The organism is Undibacterium sp. GW821-FHT11H02, assembly GCF_058808015.1.
Genome location: NZ_JBXARG010000001.1, coordinates 327,287 through 344,933 on the forward strand (window position 1 = coordinate 327,287; position 17,647 = coordinate 344,933).

Consider the following 17,647-nt stretch of genomic DNA (forward strand, 5'->3'; position numbering starts at 1 on the left):
TTATGACGAGCTCAAACACTCTCCCTTTTCAAACGCTACGCGATCTGTTGCGTTATGCAGTGACCCGCTTTAACACGGCACAATTGTTTTTCGGCCATGGCAGCGCCGATGCCTTAGACGAGGCTGCCTATCTGTTGCTACACACCTTGAAATTGCCGCTCGATAAAATCGAACCGTTTTTAGATGCACGCCTGTTACCACATGAAATCGATGCGGCAATTGCCGTGATTGAGCGTCGCGCTACCGATAGAATTCCGGCGTCTTACATTACCAATGAAGCCTGGTTAGGCACTTATAATTTCTATGTCGATGAACGCGTGATCGTGCCGCGTTCATTTATCGCAGAATTGATCCCTGAGCGATTCACACCGTGGGTGCAAGATCCAGAAGAAGTCACCGACATTTTAGAACTTTGCACGGGTTCAGGTTGTTTGCCTATCATGCTGGCAGATGCATTTGAAAATGCCCACGTAGACACGGTCGATATTTCTAAGGACGCATTAGAAGTTGCCGCAAAAAATGTAGCGACCTATGAATTAGAAGATCGCATCACGCTGATTGAGTCAGACTTGTATAGCAATGTACCGGACAAACTCTACGACATGATCATCACCAATCCGCCGTATGTAAATTCCAGCTCCATGAGCAAGCTACCAAAAGAATACTTGCACGAGCCACAAATTGCTCTGGCAGGTGGGGATGACGGCATGGATTTGGTGCGCAAGATTGTGGCTGGTGCGGCGTCACGCCTCAAGCCAAATGGTATTTTGATGGTAGAAATAGGTAATGAACGTGTATTCGCCGAAGAAGCGTTTGCAGATCTCGGTTTGACCTGGCTATCAACGAGTGCTGGCGACGACATGGTGTTTCTGCTCACTGCCGAACAACTACAAGAAGGCAACTAAGTAGCAAACCTTTTTACATCGATCGCCTTATCGCTCAAAACGCTCAAATAAGCGTTTTGAGCATTTTTATTTTTGTAGTTCGCTACACCATTTTTTGTTAGTCAATAATGATACGTCTTCAACAGGTCATCCTCGCCCGCGGCACTAAACCCCTTTTCGACAGCGTCGATGTCACACTCAACCCTGGCGATAAAATCGGCTTGATCGGTTCTAACGGCGCGGGCAAATCCAGTCTCTTCGCCATGCTGCGTGGTGAACTCCATCCAGACCAGGGTAGCATAGAATTCCCTGCCAAATGGCAATTGGCACACGTCGCACAAGAGACGCCTCCCTTAGAACGTAGCGCGATTGATTATGCGATTGACGGCGATGTCACGCTGCGTAAGCTGGAAGCACAATTGGCAGAACTCGAAGCACAGCCAGAATCCCATGATAATGGCATTGCGATTGGCGAAGTCTATGGTGCCTTGTCAGATGCAGACGCCTATACCGTGCGTTCACGTGGCGAACAATTATTGCTGGGCTTAGGTTTCACGCTAGAACAGATGGAACAATCCGTCGCGAGTTTCTCTGGTGGCTGGCGTATGCGTTTGAATCTGGCCCAAGCTTTGATGTGCAAATCGGATTTATTGCTACTCGATGAACCGACTAACCATTTGGATTTGGATGCCATTATCTGGCTGGAAGATTGGCTCAAACGTTATGCAGGCACGCTGATCATCATTTCGCATGACAGAGATTTCTTAGATGGCGTGGTGAATGTCGTCGTACATATTGATGAGCGCAAACTCAAACGTTACTCCGGTAACTATTCTGCATTTGAACGCCAACGTGCGGCACAGTTAATCCTCGCGCAAAGCTCAATTGAAAAACAAAGCCGTAAGCGCGCTCACTTACAATCCTTCATTGATCGCTTTGCCGCAAAAGCTTCTAAAGCCAAACAAGCGCAGAGCCGAATTAAAGCTTTGGAAAAAATGGAAGAGTTGGCGCCTTTACGTGCTGCTGCTGAGTTCTCATTTGAATTCCGCGAACCACTGAGTGCGCCCAATCCTATGCTGGTCATGGATGATGTCGACTGCGGTTATCGCATAGAATCTCAAACCGACCATAGCTTCACTGAAAAGAAAATCGTTGGTGATGTGAAGTTCTCTCTGCAAATTGGTCAGCGCATAGGCTTATTAGGAATTAACGGTGCAGGTAAATCAACCCTGATCAAAACTATCATGGGAGAATTGCCACCACTAACTGGTACGATCACCACCGGCAAAGGTTTATCGGTAGGCTATTTCGCTCAACATCAAGTAGAAATGCTACGCCATGATGAATCGCCGCTCTGGCATTTGGCACACATCGCCCCCGATGTCCGCGAACAAGAATTGCGTAATTTCCTAGGTGGATTTAACTTCCCCGGCAGCATGGTCACTAGCCCGATTGCACCGTTCTCTGGTGGTGAGAAAGCACGTCTGGCGCTCGCTATGATCGTATGGCAACGCCCTAACCTCTTGCTGCTCGATGAGCCAACCAATCACTTAGATTTAGAAACACGCGAAGCCTTAACTGAAGCCTTAGCGCAATTCGAAGGCACGCTAGTAGTCGTATCACATGACCGTCACTTGTTACGCGCCACGACCGATCAATTCATCATCGTTGCCGATGGCAAGCTTTTGCCTTTCGATGGCGATCTCGACGATTACAAAGACTGGCTTTATAAAACCAAATTAGAACAAGCCGCCGCTGCAGCGAATGCCGCCGCATTGCCGGTAAAATCCAAAGAAAAAGCCGCTGCCTTACCTCAGGCACAACCTGTACCAAGTGCACCAGTCGATGAAAAAGAACGTAAGCGCCGCGATGCTGAAGAGCGTCAACGTATCGCTGCTTTGCGCAAACCGATCGAAACTAGAATCAAACGTCTGGAAGAGCAAATGGCTAAATTGAATCTGAAGAAGGACGATTTCAGCAAACAACTCGAAGACAGTGGCATTTACGACGAGACCAATAAAGAAAAATTAAAAAATCTACTATTGGATCAAGCTTATGTCGTCAAAGAACTTGAGCAATTAGAAGCAGATTGGCTAGAACAACAGGAGTTTTTGGAAGCGGCTAATTAGTCTTACTAGAAGTTCAAAGGAGACGAAATTTCAGATTCAACAAAATGAGGGTTTGTGTCCCTCATTTTGTTTTTTGGTGCACAAGATGGCGTAATCCTTGCAAGGCTAGCTTTTCAGCATTACCATACAGCATCATTATTCATAGATATTGAGAGCAACATGCGTGCACCTTGCTTGCTACTGTCTCAACTATTCTTAGCGTTATCGCTTTCGACGCCAAGTAAGCCTCTTCAAGCGCAAACACTACAGATTTATACACAGTCTTGGCCACCTTATAGCTATGAATATCAAGGTAATCTCACTGGCTATTCCACCGAATTACTGAAAGCAGTCTTGCATGAAGCAGCAATTGAGGCGAACTACACCACTTTAAGCTGGAGTCGTGCCTATCAACACGCTAGTACCGAAGCGAACAGCTTACTCTACACGACTACAAGAACACCCGAACGTGAAAATTTATTCGAGTGGATAGGGCCGATTGGTGTCAGAAAACTGTGGTTATTCAAGCTAAAAGATCGCAAGGATATACAAATCTTAAGTACTGATGACCTAAAAAAATACAGGGTCAGTATAGTACGTGATACCTCCAGTTTGAAACTAGTGATGGAACGAGGCCTTTTTCCTCGCAATAAGATCGATGAGGCACCGACAACGGCATCGAACGTCAAGAAACTCTTTTTTAAGCGCGTTGACCTCATCCTCGCCACCACTGGCGGCGCAAATTATGAGCTTAGTCAGTTGCCCTATCCCAAGGATGCAATGGAACCCGTGTTTGTCCTGAATGATGAATTTCTATTTTATTTTGCGATTAACAAAAAGACCGATACAGCGACTATCGAAAAAGTCCGTCACGCCTTTGAACAAGTCAAGGCCTCAGGTCTCATCGAGACGCTAAAGAAAAAGTATATGGTCGACTGATCCCCTCTATTCAGGGCTATAGACACGCACAAAACTAGTAAATTTTGGTAATCCACTGGCGGTCCAATCCCGAAAACGATAAGTGACCAAAGTACCTACCTGAGGCGGATTTCTACGCTGTTCATCATCGAAACCTGTACCTAGTTTGAAGCGTTTCCCCTCAGGAGTTTCTAATAACAAAGCGCCCATCATACCGTGATACTTTCCCTGTCCGACCTGTATCGCGATTACTTTAGCCTCTGCATCATGCTGCGGCTTTAACTTGTAAACAAACTCACTACGTCCTGCTTGAAATACGGCATTTGATAGATGCAAAACCAGTCCCTCTGCTTTTTGTAAGGTCAATTGCTTTAACTTTGCATCGATGTGCTCCACCGACTTAACTGGCTCTTGCGGAATTACACGCAACCAAGAGATCTGCAATTTTTCCACCGCATTTTGCAAGTCTTGCAAACGCTGACGAAAATCACCCGGCGCTAAAGGAAATTCAAACAAGCAGTAGCAAATTTGTCGCCACTCTTCATCATTGGGGTGTTGACGCCGCACCGCGCTGGACAGGCGTTCAAATTGCGTGCGCCCCATCCATAATTCCCCATCCATAGGATGAGATGGAAAATTCTCCGTGAACCAAGCAGGTGCGCTAATCATGCGACCACTGCGAAAATACAATTGTTTGCCGTCCCAATAGGCTCGCACACCATCCAATTTCTCACTCATTAAATAGTCAGTGATACTAGGTCTTAACTGACGCGAGTCCGATAATGTTTGGGGTAGGACTAAGGCTAAGTTGGATGAACTAACTCGATCTAATGGAGATAATTCAGCAGACGTTTCAAACGCATTGAGCCGCCTACTACTGGCCTTTGCAGTAAAAATATTCAGAGGCAATAGAGCGCTAAATAAAATCTGGCGACGTACTTTTTGTTGGCTACTCAGTTCCTTGGTAAGCTCATTTCTATACCCTTTCATATCAACACCTTTATGCATTTACAGAAATTTAAGTATAAAAACATTTAGATAAAAATACACTATAAATTTACCAATGTATCAAAAAAACAAAACCACCGTTCACGAATGTGACCGGTGGTTTTATTGTTTACTCCTACTACTAAATTTATTTTGTTTAATTCGTCAAACTTGGGTGAGCAAAATTTAGAACGAGAACAAGCAAGTTTTAGACCTATTTCTGCGCTTTTACCACTTGTAAAGCACTCGCGATCAAGCCGCTCATATCACTCATGTTCGCTGGTACGATGATGGAATTATTGGTCTTCGCTAAATTCGCAAACGCAGCGACATATTGTTCAGCGACTTTCAAATTCACCGCATCCGCGCCACCAGGTTCACGAATCGCTGCCGCTGTTTGGCGTATCGCTTCAGCACTCGCTTCAGCGATTGCTAATATCGCGCCAGCCTGACCTTGTGCACGGTTGATAGACGCTTGCATTTCACCTTCAGACTTCGCAATCGACGCTTCACGTTCACCAGTCGCGATATTGATTTGCTCTTGCTTACGGCCTTCGGAAGCCGCAATCAAAGCACGCTTTTCACGTTCCGCAGTTATCTGTGCCTGCATCGCATGCAGAATTTCTTTTGGTGGCGTCAAATCTTTAATCTCATAACGCAAGACTTTCACACCCCAATTCGCCGCCGATTCATCAATTGCATTCACAATTGTCGTATTGATGTGATCGCGCTCTTCGAAGGTTTTATCCAATTCCATCTTACCGATCACTGAACGCAAGGTAGTTTGCGCCAACTGCGTGATCGCTGCAATATAATTAGACGAACCGTAAGAAGCACGCATCGCATCGGTGATTTGAAAATACAAAATACCGTCCACCTGCAATTGCGTATTATCTTTAGTGATACACACCTGTGGCGGTACGTCGAGCGGAATTTCTTTTAATACATGCTTGTAGGCGACGCGATCAACAAATGGTACGACAATATTTAAACCGGGGCCTAAGGTCGCGTGATACTTACCGAGACGCTCAACCACCCATGCATCTTGCTGTGGTACGACCTTGATCGTCTTCATGATAAAGACCAAGGCCAAGACAAATAACACCATCACGACAAAGCTAGAATTTTCCATTTTATTTCCTTTATTATTTTGTTTAGAGCATTATCAACACAAACCTACCACTTACTATCAACAGGGACGCACAATTAAACGGCTGCCTTCAACTGCTTCAATCACAAACAAACCCGAACTTCCATTCGCATGACGTAGCTCAACATCCCACATCGCACCCCGATATTTGGTTCTCGCTACGAAGATGCCATTCCCTTGGTCTTGCCACTCATCGACTTTTAATTGTTGACCAATATCGATATTCACATTTGGATCACTTGCTGTATTGCTTCTTTCCTTCCAACCATATTTGCTGTTATGTAGCGCTAAAGTGGCAGCACTACCGATCACAGCAGCAATCAACATCTGCATTTGCACTGAGCCAATAAACAATGACGCAAGTGCCGCACTGACTAAACCGAGTGCAAACATCAACAAATAAAACGTGCCTGTAAACAACTCACAAATGACCACCACACCCGCCAACACTAACCACCAAGTCCATGCTTCCATTTATTATTCTCCTTATAAAGAATTACAACAGTCTGCCCGATAACTAATAAATTGTCATCGGTATTTCACAAACAAAAAAACCCTCGACATCGACGATGTGGAGGGTTTTTTTGCGGATAATTTGAGGGATTACTAATTCTGTGTTTTTTCTTGTTTTGATAAGCTCAATGTAGCCAACAATTATGACAAGAAGATGAAATAAGCATTAAAAAAAACGCGAAGAGTCTTTCGAGTCTTCGCGTTCAATTTTGACTTAGATTCTATCGCTCAATTATTTTACGACAGTCGCCAACTGCTTCCAAGTATCGATCACAGAATCAGGATTGAGTGAAATCGACTCAATACCTTCTTGCATCAACCATTCTGCGAAATCAGGATGATCCGATGGTCCTTGACCGCAAATGCCGACGTACTTACCTGCCTTGAGACAAGCAGAAATCGCCCGTGACAGCATCGCTTTGACTGCAGGGTCACGCTCATCAAAATCCGCTGCTAACAGTTCCATACCAGAGTCGCGATCCAGACCCAAAGTTAATTGCGTTAAATCATTGGAACCGATAGAGAAGCCATCAAAGAACTCTAAGAATTCATCAGCCAAAATCGCATTCGAAGGCACTTCGCACATCATGATTAAACGCAAGCCATTTTCGCCACGTTTCAAGCCATTTTTGGCTAGTAAATTCACAACTTTTTCTGCCTGACCTAGGGTTCGTACGAAAGGCACCATGATTTCTACGTTAGTCAAACCCATGTCATTACGCACACGCTTCATTGCCGTACATTCCATCTCGAAAGACTCAGCGAAATCACTCGCCAAATAACGTGCCGCGCCGCGGAAACCTAACATTGGATTTTCTTCGTCCGGCTCATAGCGTGTGCCACCTATCAGTTTTTTGTACTCGTTCGATTTAAAATCAGACAAGCGTACGATGACTTTCTTAGGCCAGAAAGCAGCGGCAATCGTTGCGACACCTTCCGCTAATTTATCAACGTAAAAGGCTTTTGGTGATGCATGACCACGTGCTACTGATTCCACTGCTTTTTTCAAATCAGGATCAATGTTCGGATATTCCAAAATCGCTTTTGGATGCACACCAATATTGTTATTGATGATGAACTCCAAGCGCGCCAAGCCCACGCCTTCGTTTGGTACGGATTGGAAATCAAATGCCAATTGCGGATTACCCACGTTCAGCATAATTTTCAAAGGCAGCTTTGGCAATTCTCCGCGGACTTCCTCTGTTACTTCGGTTTCGATCAAACCGTCGTAAATCTTGCCTTCGTCACCTTCTGCACAAGAGACGGTCACCAAAGTGCCATCTTTTAACAAGTCGGTCGCGTCGCCACAACCAACCACCGCTGGCACACCGAGTTCACGCGCGATGATCGCCGCGTGGCACGTACGTCCACCTCGATTGGTGACGATGGCTGCAGCGCGTTTCATCACGGGTTCCCAGTTAGGGTCAGTCATATCTGCGACCAAGACATCACCAGGTTGCACGCGTTCCATTTCAGATGGATCGTGAATCACGCGTACGCGACCTGCGCCTATTTTTTGACCAATAGCACGACCTGAGACCAACACTGCACCTGTGCCTTTGAGCTTGAAACGTTGTTGCGCGTCGGTTGCTTTTTGCTGTGACTTCACTGTTTCTGGACGTGCTTGCAAAATGTAGAGTTTGCCATCGCGACCGTCTTTACCCCATTCGATGTCCATAGGACGACCATAGTGTTTCTCGATGATCACAGCATACTTTGCCAGTTCAACGACTTCGGTATCGTTCAGAGAATAGCGATTACGCAATTCGATAGGCACATCGACCGTCTTCACAGAACGCCCAGCTTTGGCTTCGCCAGTAAATTCCATCTTGATCAATTTGGAACCGATATTGCGACGGATCACTGGCAATTTGCCTAATTCCAGCATCGGTTTGTGCACGTAGAATTCATCCGGATTCACAGCACCTTGGACTACCGTTTCACCTAGGCCGTAGCTGGAAGTAATAAACACCACGTCTTTAAAACCAGACTCAGTATCAATTGTGAACATCACGCCAGCCGCCCCCAAATCCGAGCGCACCATGCGTTGTACACCAGCAGACAAAGCGACTTCCGCATGCGTGAAGCCTTTGTGTACACGATACGAGATCGCACGATCATTATATAAAGAGGCGAATACATGTTTCATCGCCTCCAATACATTGTCGATACCAACGACATTGAGGAAGGTTTCTTGCTGACCGGCGAAAGACGCATCAGGTAAATCTTCAGCAGTTGCAGAAGAACGTACTGCGAACGACATCTCTGCGGTCGAATCGGCGACGAGTTTGTTATAAAACTCTTCGATTTCTTTTTGCAAACGTGGTTGGAATGGCGTATCGATGATCCATTGACGAATTTCTGCGCCAGCTTTGGCCAATTCTTTGACGTCTTCGATATCAAGTTGTGCCAAGCGATCAGCGATGCGCTGTGCCAAAGGCAAACCACCATTTTCGCTATAGGAAAGAAAATCACGGAATGCTTGTGCGGTGGTGGCAAAACCACCGGGAACACGCACGCCTGCAGAAGCAAGCTGACTAATCATTTCGCCAAGTGAAGCATTTTTACCACCGACGGAATCAACATCGGTCATCCGTAAGTTTTCGAACGAGGCAACGTAAGTTACCCCTGTATTTGCTGCGTTAGACATAACAACCTCTTTTTTGATGATAAGAAATCTTTCGCACTGCATTGCTACGCAACAAGGGTTTGCGTATTGATTCGTTGTATGTGGGCTTATTTATTATTCTGTTGCCAGCATCAACGTTATATTGATCAGCATTTTACCTTGTGCGCTGCAAAAATCACATTTAGCAGAAAATTTTTATGGTCTTTCTAATTCGATATATTTAGTTTGTCAAATTTCTCCTACATTACTTATTTAACGATTCAATTGCTGTACAATTTTCACTCTTCATTTGACCTACATTTGACAACTATTCTCTATGCCAGATCATCCTTCGCCAGTACTTCCCGTCGCCAACCGTACGGTTTTTTTTGTCTCTGACGGAACTGGTATTACAGCGGAGGCATTTGGGCATTCCGTCATTACGCAATTCGACCTCAAATTTAAGCAAGTTCGCTTACCATTTATCGATGATATTGAAAAAGCAGAAGATGCGGTTAGGCGTATCAATGAGGCCTTTGAGCTCACTGGCAATCGACCAATAGTGTTCTCCACTTTGGTAAAACCAGACTTAGCCAATGTGATTTTTAAATCCAAAGGCTTACATATGGATTTGATTCAAACTTTCGTCGCGCCTTTGGAAGAAGAATTAGGGATTAAGTCGACGCACACAGTCGGTCGCAGTCACAATATCGCGGATACTGAAGAATACAAAAATCGGATTGAAGCAATTAATTTCTCATTAGCTCACGATGACGGGCAATCAAATAAAAATCTCTCACTGGCCGATGTGATTTTGGTCGGCGTCTCCCGCTCGGGCAAGACACCAACCACGCTTTATTTAGCGATGCAATATGGTATTAAAGCGGCCAACTACCCACTAATTCCGGATGATTTTGAACGTGGTAAGTTACCTTCAGCCTTACCTGAATTCAAGGGGAAAATATTCGGTCTCAGCATTGCGCCGGAACGCCTATCCGAAATTCGCAATGAACGTCGCCCAGGCAGTAAATACGCCTCTTTAGAGAACTGCCGCTATGAAGTGAATGAAGCGGAAGCGATGATGAAACGGGAAGGTATTCGTTGGTTATCTTCAACTGCAAAATCGATTGAAGAAATCGCCACCACGATTTTGCAGGAAGTGAAGCCAGATTCTCGTCTCTAGTTCAAACGAAATACTTCTTCAAAATGAACTAAAACAAAGAATCGGCACAGTCTTCGATAAAGAAGTTATATTGAAAATGTCGGTGCAAGCCTTTGCGTAAGATTACAAAGAAAAGCCCAAATCTGCTACACCAATCAAAGCAATCGCAGCCTGTGTATCAGTTGCAGTAATGGCCTCCGCAATTTTGACCGCTTTTATATAGGTCTCCTGTGGAGTGTTATAGCTAATTCCTTGATCAAGCGAAAAATATTTACCGACAGCAAATTTATTATCCAACAAATCCGCAACATATCCATATTCTGCCTTGCCCTTAAAGCTATGCGCAGAATTCAGAATGGTATCGATCAGAGTACCACGAGTCTCGGCGCCTAGTGTACCAGCAGGTAATGCAAGCGCTTTTGTCCAGTAATTCAGTCCTTCCTGATCGATTTCGGTACGACCAAGAACGTTCTTGTAAATGATACGAACAAACGCCTCATCTCCCATTTCGGCCGAGTATCCAGTAAGTGCGCTGAAAGTAGGGCTAATGGCAGCTGAGTAAAAGGACTCACCAATTTTTTCGATGCTCGTGCCGTTTTTATATTGGGTCATCCAATAATTCATACCTCCCGAATCAGGAACCCGATTAAAATAGGCAATATACAATTCAATTATTTTTTGCACCGCTGTGGCAGAAATTGACTTTGCTATCTCTGCCGCTGCGGTATCGATTGTCAAATCTGCGAATTCAATCGTTTCTACGGAAATCAGTTTATCGATATTATGAGCTTTGTTCTCATCGACGATCGACAATACTGTCTTACCATCCTGATCAATCGATTTGGTCAACTTTGATTGAAGTCTGGAAGTCGACAATTTAGCAAAATCAATCCCATTACCACCATCGATTACATTAGGCTCGTCGTTCAAAACGAAACTATCGTTATAAGCACTTCCAATGACATTCTCAATCTTGGCATCGAATGCAATCGAGAGGTTATCTTTCGCAGATGAATCAAAGCGAGTCAATCCAATCGAAGAACTCGCCCCAGGTGTTAAATCTATCTTTGCCCCCACACTCGCGCGAGAAACATTGATGGTATCAATACCGCCATCATCGACTATTATTTTCAATACGCGACCATCGAGATCAGAATAGTCGTAAGTATCGTTTTGAGTATGATAAGCAACGCTACCATACAAGTAGCGCAAAGCAAGCATATCGAATTTGCCGAAGTAATCACGTTCTTGTTTTTGTGGGCCAGAAATGTACGACATGATCGAAACCAAAGTCGTATCTTCACTTGAGGCCAAATAATTTCCTTTTTGTTTGGACGAACCTGAGTAACCGTTATAGTCACCCGGATGCTTCAATCCAAGTGCATGTCCAATTTCATGCAGTAATGTTGAGTAATTTTGTTCGCCAGGCACAAAATCTGTCAAACCACCAATGTCGTAACCGTTCAAATAAACACTAGCAAAAACTGGAATTTGCACTTGCGTCTCACCCAAGCTATCTTTCTGGTAGCTATTACCAAAACGAAGAACACCGGTTTCCCCTTTTGACTCATCTTTCTCGACAAAAGTGATACCCACCTGCTGAGAGATGTTACTCAAGATCTCACGAGTTGCTATCCTTTGTTGCTCGGTAAATTGCGAATAACCTTTAGGATCACTAGGATTTGGTTTATCGAAACCGAGGAAAGTAAAACTATAAGTCAAAGTCACTGCTTCACCTGGCTTACTCCAACGCTTAGTTAGATCGTATAGCATTACATCGATACGATAATCACCCGTATAAGGGAATTCAATTACGGTCTTCGGCTGAAAAGGGATAGTGGAGTTTGCCATGAGAGTGATACCTAAATTATGCTAAAAACGAAATCAATACGAACGTACAAGGTCAAAGTAAGCTACAAGTTAATGAGCTTTTTAAAAATATAATTAACACATCATACGTAAAGAAAATGCAAAATCAACAATGCACTAGCATTCTAATGTCGCATGTTCTTTTTGGATACAGTTTTTACATAAAAACCAACATTAATCTTCGAGGTAAAGCTCAACATTTCCAATAGGAAACGAGTTCAAATCTAAACATTGTGCTTGGGTGCAGATTTTTTGAAAAATAAAAATCTATATCCAATCACTTTGTTTTACTCAGACCTTGTCGAAGTTGCTCAAAGAAGCAAATCGCGGCACTCGCAGCAACGTTTAATGATTCGATTTCCGGTCTTTGGGGTATGGTGACCGTGTCATGAGCCAAATTCATTAGCTTTTCAGAAACCCCCTTCCCCTCGTGACCAAAGAGCCAAGCTAATGGTTGGTTTAAATTCGCTTGGTAAATCGTGGTAGTCGTATGAGAACTCGTAGCGAACACGGGAATTTGACTTTGCTGAATTAAGGTCGAAAGATCAACGGACTCAAAAATTTCAAGTAAAAAATGTGCTCCCATTCCGGCGCGCAGAACTTTAGGTGACCACGCCGATGCCGATCCCTCGCTACAATAAACTTGTTTAATTCCTGCTGCGGCAGCACTACGCAAAATCGAACCGAAGTTTCCGGGATCTTGTAAGCCATCGAGTAACACTGCATTTATTGATAAACCATTACCCATGACGGAGCTCGGTGTTGGAACGATGAACACTAATCCCACGCCATTTTCTACTTGGCTAAGGGCTTGGAATAAACCCTCAGATAAGACAATCACTTGTCCGTTTCGTTTTTCACATTCATCAATAATTTGAATAACTTCTCGATTCTGCAAACTTGATTCTGAGACCGCACATAAGTCAGCAACACCACGATGCTGGAGATAGGCCTGACATAAGTGCGTACCGTCCAATAAAGTTCGTCCACTTTTGCGACGCGCATGAGCATTACAAGCCAGATTTTTAATTTCTTTATAGAGCGCGTTGTCTCGCGAAGTAATTTGCTTCATGTTTATTCTTTCAGGAGCGCTTTCACCGGCCCGTATGATTTACGATGGATAGGTGAAACGCCAAATTCTTTCAGGCGTGCAAGATGCAAAGCAGTCGGATAGCCTTTGTGTTGATCTAGAGCATACTCTGGATATTGCATATGTAGCTGAGCCAATAAATGATCGCGCGCGGTCTTTGCTAATATCGATGCAGCGGAAATTGCAGGAACCTTATCGTCACCTTTAACAATGGCTTCAGATCTTACCGCCATGACGGGGCATCGATTGCCATCGATCAAAGCTAAAGTAGGTGTAATCTTTAAGGCCTCGACCGCGCGTCGCATCGCCAGCATGGTCGCTTGTAAGATATTTAAGGTATCAATTTCTTGCTCTGAACATTCCGCAATTGCCCACGCTAATGCCTTCTCTTTAATTTCTATTGCTAAGGCATCGCGTTGGAGTTCACTCAGTTTCTTGGAGTCGCGCAAGCCGGCAATCGGACGTGCCGGATCGAGTATCACCGCAGCAGCGGTCACTGGCCCAGCCAAAGGGCCTCTTCCAGCTTCATCGACGCCACAAATAATTTCACCATCGTAATCAAATAAAGAAAACAAAGAGAGATTCTCTTGCTTTTCATCAGCCTTTTCTTTTGTTTTCTTAGTCATGCAAGAAGGCTTTCAGTTTCTCTAAATCCAAAAAATAATGACAGATCTGTTTTGCTTCTGCGCCTTCTTTTTGTCCATACAACACTGGCACCAATTCATCAAATCGCTTCAACAGATTTTCATCTGCATCCACATCCAAGATTACAATCGGCATTTCGACATCGCCCAAATACTGTTGTAGTTGCAGCAGCATGTCATCACACAAATGACAGTAGCTGCGGGAATAAAGTGTGAACGATGGCATGGAGTCAACTCAAACAAACCGCAAAATGATAAAGCCAGATTATATCGCCTTCAGTCGTGTTTCTAGTTGATTTGCATAGAAAGCAAAAGCCGCACTGCAAAATTACAGTACGGCTTTGCTTACTACGATTAATTTTTACCTAAAAAACGGCAGATGTAGGCTAGCTTACAATTTCATAATTTATTGGCCTGCAGGTCGAATCACCAAGAATTGCGATGCATCACCTCTGCGCACCAAAAGCACAACGGATTTCTTGGTATCAAGCTTCGCGACCATCGCTTCAAATTGTTTAGCGTCTTTTATCTCGACATTATTCATCATCAAAATAATATCTCCCGGACGCAAGCCACTCACCGAAGAAAGTCCATCAACGTTCTCAATAACGACGCCGTTTCCACCTGGCATTTGACGCTTCTGTGCATCAGGTAAATCCGATACGGAGAGCCCCAAATAATTATCGGCTTTTTCGCGCTTTGCTTTCTTTTCTGTTTTTTGAGTTGGTTTATCCGCTTCAGCTTCACCTATCGTGACGATAATGTCTTTTGCTGCACCTTTACGCCAGACAGTCACTGTCGCCTTGCTACCTGGTTTAGTAGCACCCACGACGCGCGGTAAATCGCTACGCTTTTCTATCGTAATAGAATTAAACTTCAAAATTACATCGCCTTCCTGGATACCTGCTTTATCCGCTGGCCCGCCAGGTTCAACCTTCGCCACGGGTGCCCCCTGTAACTTACTCAGGCCTAGTGTTTCCGCTGCTTCCTTGCTTAACTCGCCCATCTCTACACCAATCCGACCACGAGAAACAACGCCTGACGTTTTCAATTGCTCGACCACACGCATAGCTTCATCAATTGGAATCGCAAATGAGATACCCATATAGCCACCTGAGCGGCTGTAAATTTGAGAATTAATGCCGATCACTTCACCGCGCATATTGATCAAAGGGCCGCCAGAATTTCCCGGATTGACTGCAACGTCAGTTTGAATCAATGGCAGATAATCTCCCGTGTCGCGCGCCTTGGATGAAATGATTCCTGAGGTAACCGTATTATCCAAATTAAATGGTGAACCGATCGCGATGACCCATTCACCCGCCTTGATTTTGTCCGAATCACCAATCGCGATTTTAGGTAGTTTGCTGCCTTCGATCTTCAACACCGCCACATCTGTGCGACGATCACTACCTATCACTTTCGCTTTAAATTCGCGTTTGTCCGTCAATTTCACATAGACTTCAGATGCGTCCTCTACGACGTGGGTATTGGTCAAAATATAGCCATCCTGACTGACAATAAATCCGGAGCCAACCCCACGTGGCACTTCTTGCTCTTGTTGACGAGGTGCTTGGCGGCGGTTTCTTGGTGCTTGTTGTGGTACTGGCATACCGAAGAATCGACGGAAGAATTCCTCTGCCTGGTCATCACCACCGAATGGATCACCTTGTACCTGTGTGATTTTTTGTGTTGTTCGAATATTGACAACAGCAGGGCTTGTCTTCTCAACTAGTTGAGTAAAGTCAGGTAATCCGGTTACCAACAAAGGTGCAGAAACTGTATTCGGATTGCTAGGAATGGAGGAACTGGCTGGATTTTGTGCTGTGGCCTGTGCATTCGCATGAGTCGTGGGGCTAAAAAAGCTAACACCTGCAAAAACAGTAGCGGAAATTAAAACAGAAGAAATTAAAATAGAAATATGTTTTTCAACAGGAAAAAATCGCACTTTTTTCATATTCTCACCATTAGTCTAAAACCGAGGCAAAAACTAACTAATAGTAAATTTACCTCTTAAATTGAACGGAATTCATTACTTGTTTAATTGCGGCATTTGGTACTTCGCCCACGACGGTTAACCAATTATCACCGGAACGTTTCCCCATAATTGTCATCGCACCTTGCTGCAAACTTCCTTCGGTGCGATTACCAGTATTGGGTTCAACGAACACCGAAATAGTGGATAAACCATCAGAAAACATCATTTGTACCACCTGATGCGATTTAGGCTGACCTTGATCCGCACCTGCTACATTGGCTGAAATAGGAATTAATCGCTTAGTTTCAAGGGTTTTTTTGAAACCACTCGGTAAATTTTTTACTATCCAGCCAGAATTTACATTGGCCTGCACGGTCATATTTTCTGTTTTCCACTGAGCGACATTGGCAAAACTAGGTTTTAAGCGATTTTTATCAACATCACCCAAAGAAATTTGAGTAAAGGCAATTTGTTCTATGACCTCATTGCGCGGATTTAAGGTTTGTACGCCTAATAGCAGTCCGGCGTTTTTTTCCACGCAAAGGCGAAAACCGTAACGTAACGCATCTTTAGGCTGCAGATTCAACACCTGGCACTCGACACCAGCGACACGGCTCATTTGTGCTTTTTTTATGTAATAAGACTCGGGCAACAAATTGACATTCTCACTCAGCAGAGCAGGAAACTCTTCCTGACTTAAATTCTTCTCGACCTGTATTAGTTTGCTGTCTGGAAGATAGCAGGAAACTTCTCCGTTTCGACGAATATATTCCCTTGGTTTTGCATCGAGAATCTCCAATTTTTCAACTTCAATATCACCATCAAATCCATGCGTGATTCTTGAAGTGCGAATTTGATTTCCTTGTTGATAGACAAATGTGCCGGAATAGCTGGTTTTCTTTGCCGCGGCTTGCGTGGTCTGCAATAGCTTTAGAAGATCACGTTCTTCACTGCTTTGCGCACTTGCAGTGCAAGACAAGAAAAACAGAACTTGTACGACGATCAAAGAAATGTGTCGAAACTGCATACGATTACTTTTCAGATTCAGAAGAAGTCACGACATTAGCGCGTTTAATATAGCGCGCCCCATTATCAAAAGACGGTGACACTTTTTGATGCGCTAACAAATAGCTATCCAAGATCGGATCACGCAGCATCTCCACTTGATTTTCTAACTTTGGCGCGAATTCAACTTCCTTTTTATCGCTGTTATTCGCCTGTCCTGAGGAACTTGCATTAGAAGCCAATTTCACCCCCGGTACTGCGGCGAAGCCATCAGACTGCTCCACTTTTGCCATCTGAGCCTCAGGTGTGGCTTGTGGGCGCAATAGAGGAAGAATCTGTGGCGCCATGATAAAGGCCACCATGATCGCCGCAGCCATACTACTAATTGCAAAGTAAGGTGATTTAGACAGACTTTCCTTCACCTTCTCAGTTGAAAGCGTGTTTAATTTCGGAGCCAGTATCACTGGTTCTGCATCCAGCAAAGCTGAAAACTTCTTAGAAAAATCAGCACTTAAAGGCAAAGCCAAATCCTCGGATCTCAACACATCACCGACTTGATGATATTGATCCCAAATAGCCTGCATTTGCTTACCTTCATCACTTTTCAAACGGATCAACACAGCATCTAACTGTGCATCTGTCAGCTCGCCATCTAGCATGCTAGAAATGAGTTCATCATGATTCGTCTTATTCATCGTTTCTTCCCGGTTCTACTCAACTATTTCTATAAC

15 protein-coding genes are annotated in these 17,647 nt (G+C 44.3%); 4 read left to right on the top strand and 11 right to left on the bottom strand.

The window, feature by feature from the left end:
• The first annotated feature begins 2 nt into the window (after positions 1-2).
• The 3 genes from prmB to AC1RR2_RS01425 all read left to right on the top strand — a co-directional run bounded on the left by prmB (position 3) and on the right by AC1RR2_RS01425 (position 3,931).
• Positions 3-905 (top strand): 50S ribosomal protein L3 N(5)-glutamine methyltransferase, encoded by a 903-nt coding sequence (gene prmB, locus AC1RR2_RS01415; RefSeq protein ID WP_493220512.1) that lies wholly within the window; start codon positions 3-5, stop codon positions 903-905.
• Between the two features lie 107 nt (positions 906-1,012).
• Positions 1,013-3,013 carry an ATP-binding cassette domain-containing protein gene (locus AC1RR2_RS01420; RefSeq protein ID WP_493220513.1) on the top strand — a complete coding sequence of 667 codons (2,001 nt, stop codon included), beginning with the start codon at positions 1,013-1,015 and terminating at the stop codon, positions 3,011-3,013.
• A 159-nt stretch (positions 3,014-3,172) separates the two neighbouring features.
• Complete coding sequence (locus AC1RR2_RS01425; protein WP_493220514.1) at positions 3,173-3,931, top strand: substrate-binding periplasmic protein; 759 nt, start codon at positions 3,173-3,175, stop codon at positions 3,929-3,931.
• Between the two features lie 6 nt (positions 3,932-3,937).
• Here AC1RR2_RS01425 and AC1RR2_RS01430 read toward each other — a convergent pair whose 3' ends face one another.
• The 4 genes from AC1RR2_RS01430 to ppsA form a co-directional block, all read right to left on the bottom strand.
• Positions 3,938-4,900, bottom strand: a complete 963-nt coding sequence (locus tag AC1RR2_RS01430) for a DNA ligase (protein ID WP_493220515.1) — start codon at positions 4,898-4,900, stop codon at positions 3,938-3,940.
• A 211-nt stretch (positions 4,901-5,111) separates the two neighbouring features.
• Positions 5,112-6,029 carry an SPFH domain-containing protein gene (locus AC1RR2_RS01435; protein ID WP_493220516.1) on the bottom strand — a complete coding sequence of 306 codons (918 nt, stop codon included), beginning with the start codon at positions 6,027-6,029 and terminating at the stop codon, positions 5,112-5,114.
• A 57-nt stretch (positions 6,030-6,086) separates the two neighbouring features.
• The gene (locus AC1RR2_RS01440; protein ID WP_493220517.1) at positions 6,087-6,521 is read right to left on the bottom strand and encodes an NfeD family protein; all 435 of its coding nucleotides are present in this window, start codon (positions 6,519-6,521) and stop codon (positions 6,087-6,089) included.
• 271 nt (positions 6,522-6,792) lie between these two features.
• Positions 6,793-9,210 carry a phosphoenolpyruvate synthase gene (gene ppsA / locus AC1RR2_RS01445; protein ID WP_493220518.1) on the bottom strand — a complete coding sequence of 806 codons (2,418 nt, stop codon included), beginning with the start codon at positions 9,208-9,210 and terminating at the stop codon, positions 6,793-6,795.
• A gap of 295 nt (positions 9,211-9,505) precedes the next feature.
• On the opposite strand from ppsA, the gene ppsR reads away from it, so the two are divergent.
• Positions 9,506-10,351, top strand: a complete 846-nt coding sequence (gene ppsR / locus AC1RR2_RS01450) for a posphoenolpyruvate synthetase regulatory kinase/phosphorylase PpsR (RefSeq protein WP_493220519.1) — start codon at positions 9,506-9,508, stop codon at positions 10,349-10,351.
• Positions 10,352-10,453: 102 nt separating this feature from the next.
• On the opposite strand, the gene AC1RR2_RS01455 is transcribed toward ppsR, so the two are convergent.
• The 7 genes from AC1RR2_RS01455 to AC1RR2_RS01485 form a co-directional block, all read right to left on the bottom strand.
• A complete protein-coding gene (locus AC1RR2_RS01455) occupies positions 10,454-12,181 on the bottom strand; it encodes a DUF4214 domain-containing protein (RefSeq protein ID WP_493220520.1) in 1,728 nt (575 codons plus the stop codon).
• A gap of 295 nt (positions 12,182-12,476) precedes the next feature.
• Positions 12,477-13,271, bottom strand: coding sequence for a TrmH family RNA methyltransferase (locus AC1RR2_RS01460; protein WP_493220521.1), 795 nt, complete (start codon positions 13,269-13,271; stop codon positions 12,477-12,479).
• A gap of 2 nt (positions 13,272-13,273) precedes the next feature.
• A complete protein-coding gene (rnhB, locus tag AC1RR2_RS01465; RefSeq protein WP_493220522.1) occupies positions 13,274-13,915 on the bottom strand; it encodes a ribonuclease HII in 642 nt (213 codons plus the stop codon).
• Entirely contained in the window at positions 13,908-14,159 is a 252-nt protein-coding gene (locus tag AC1RR2_RS01470) for a glutaredoxin family protein (RefSeq protein WP_493220523.1), read from the bottom strand. The genes rnhB and AC1RR2_RS01470 overlap by 8 nt, the downstream gene beginning before the upstream one ends.
• A 180-nt stretch (positions 14,160-14,339) precedes the next feature.
• Positions 14,340-15,890, bottom strand: coding sequence for a DegQ family serine endoprotease (locus AC1RR2_RS01475; protein ID WP_493220524.1), 1,551 nt, complete (start codon positions 15,888-15,890; stop codon positions 14,340-14,342).
• Between the two features lie 49 nt (positions 15,891-15,939).
• Positions 15,940-16,938 (bottom strand): MucB/RseB C-terminal domain-containing protein, encoded by a 999-nt coding sequence (locus AC1RR2_RS01480; protein WP_493220525.1) that lies wholly within the window; start codon positions 16,936-16,938, stop codon positions 15,940-15,942.
• A gap of 4 nt (positions 16,939-16,942) precedes the next feature.
• A complete protein-coding gene (locus AC1RR2_RS01485) occupies positions 16,943-17,611 on the bottom strand; it encodes a sigma-E factor negative regulatory protein (protein ID WP_493220526.1) in 669 nt (222 codons plus the stop codon).
• Positions 17,612-17,647 lie beyond the last annotated feature (36 nt).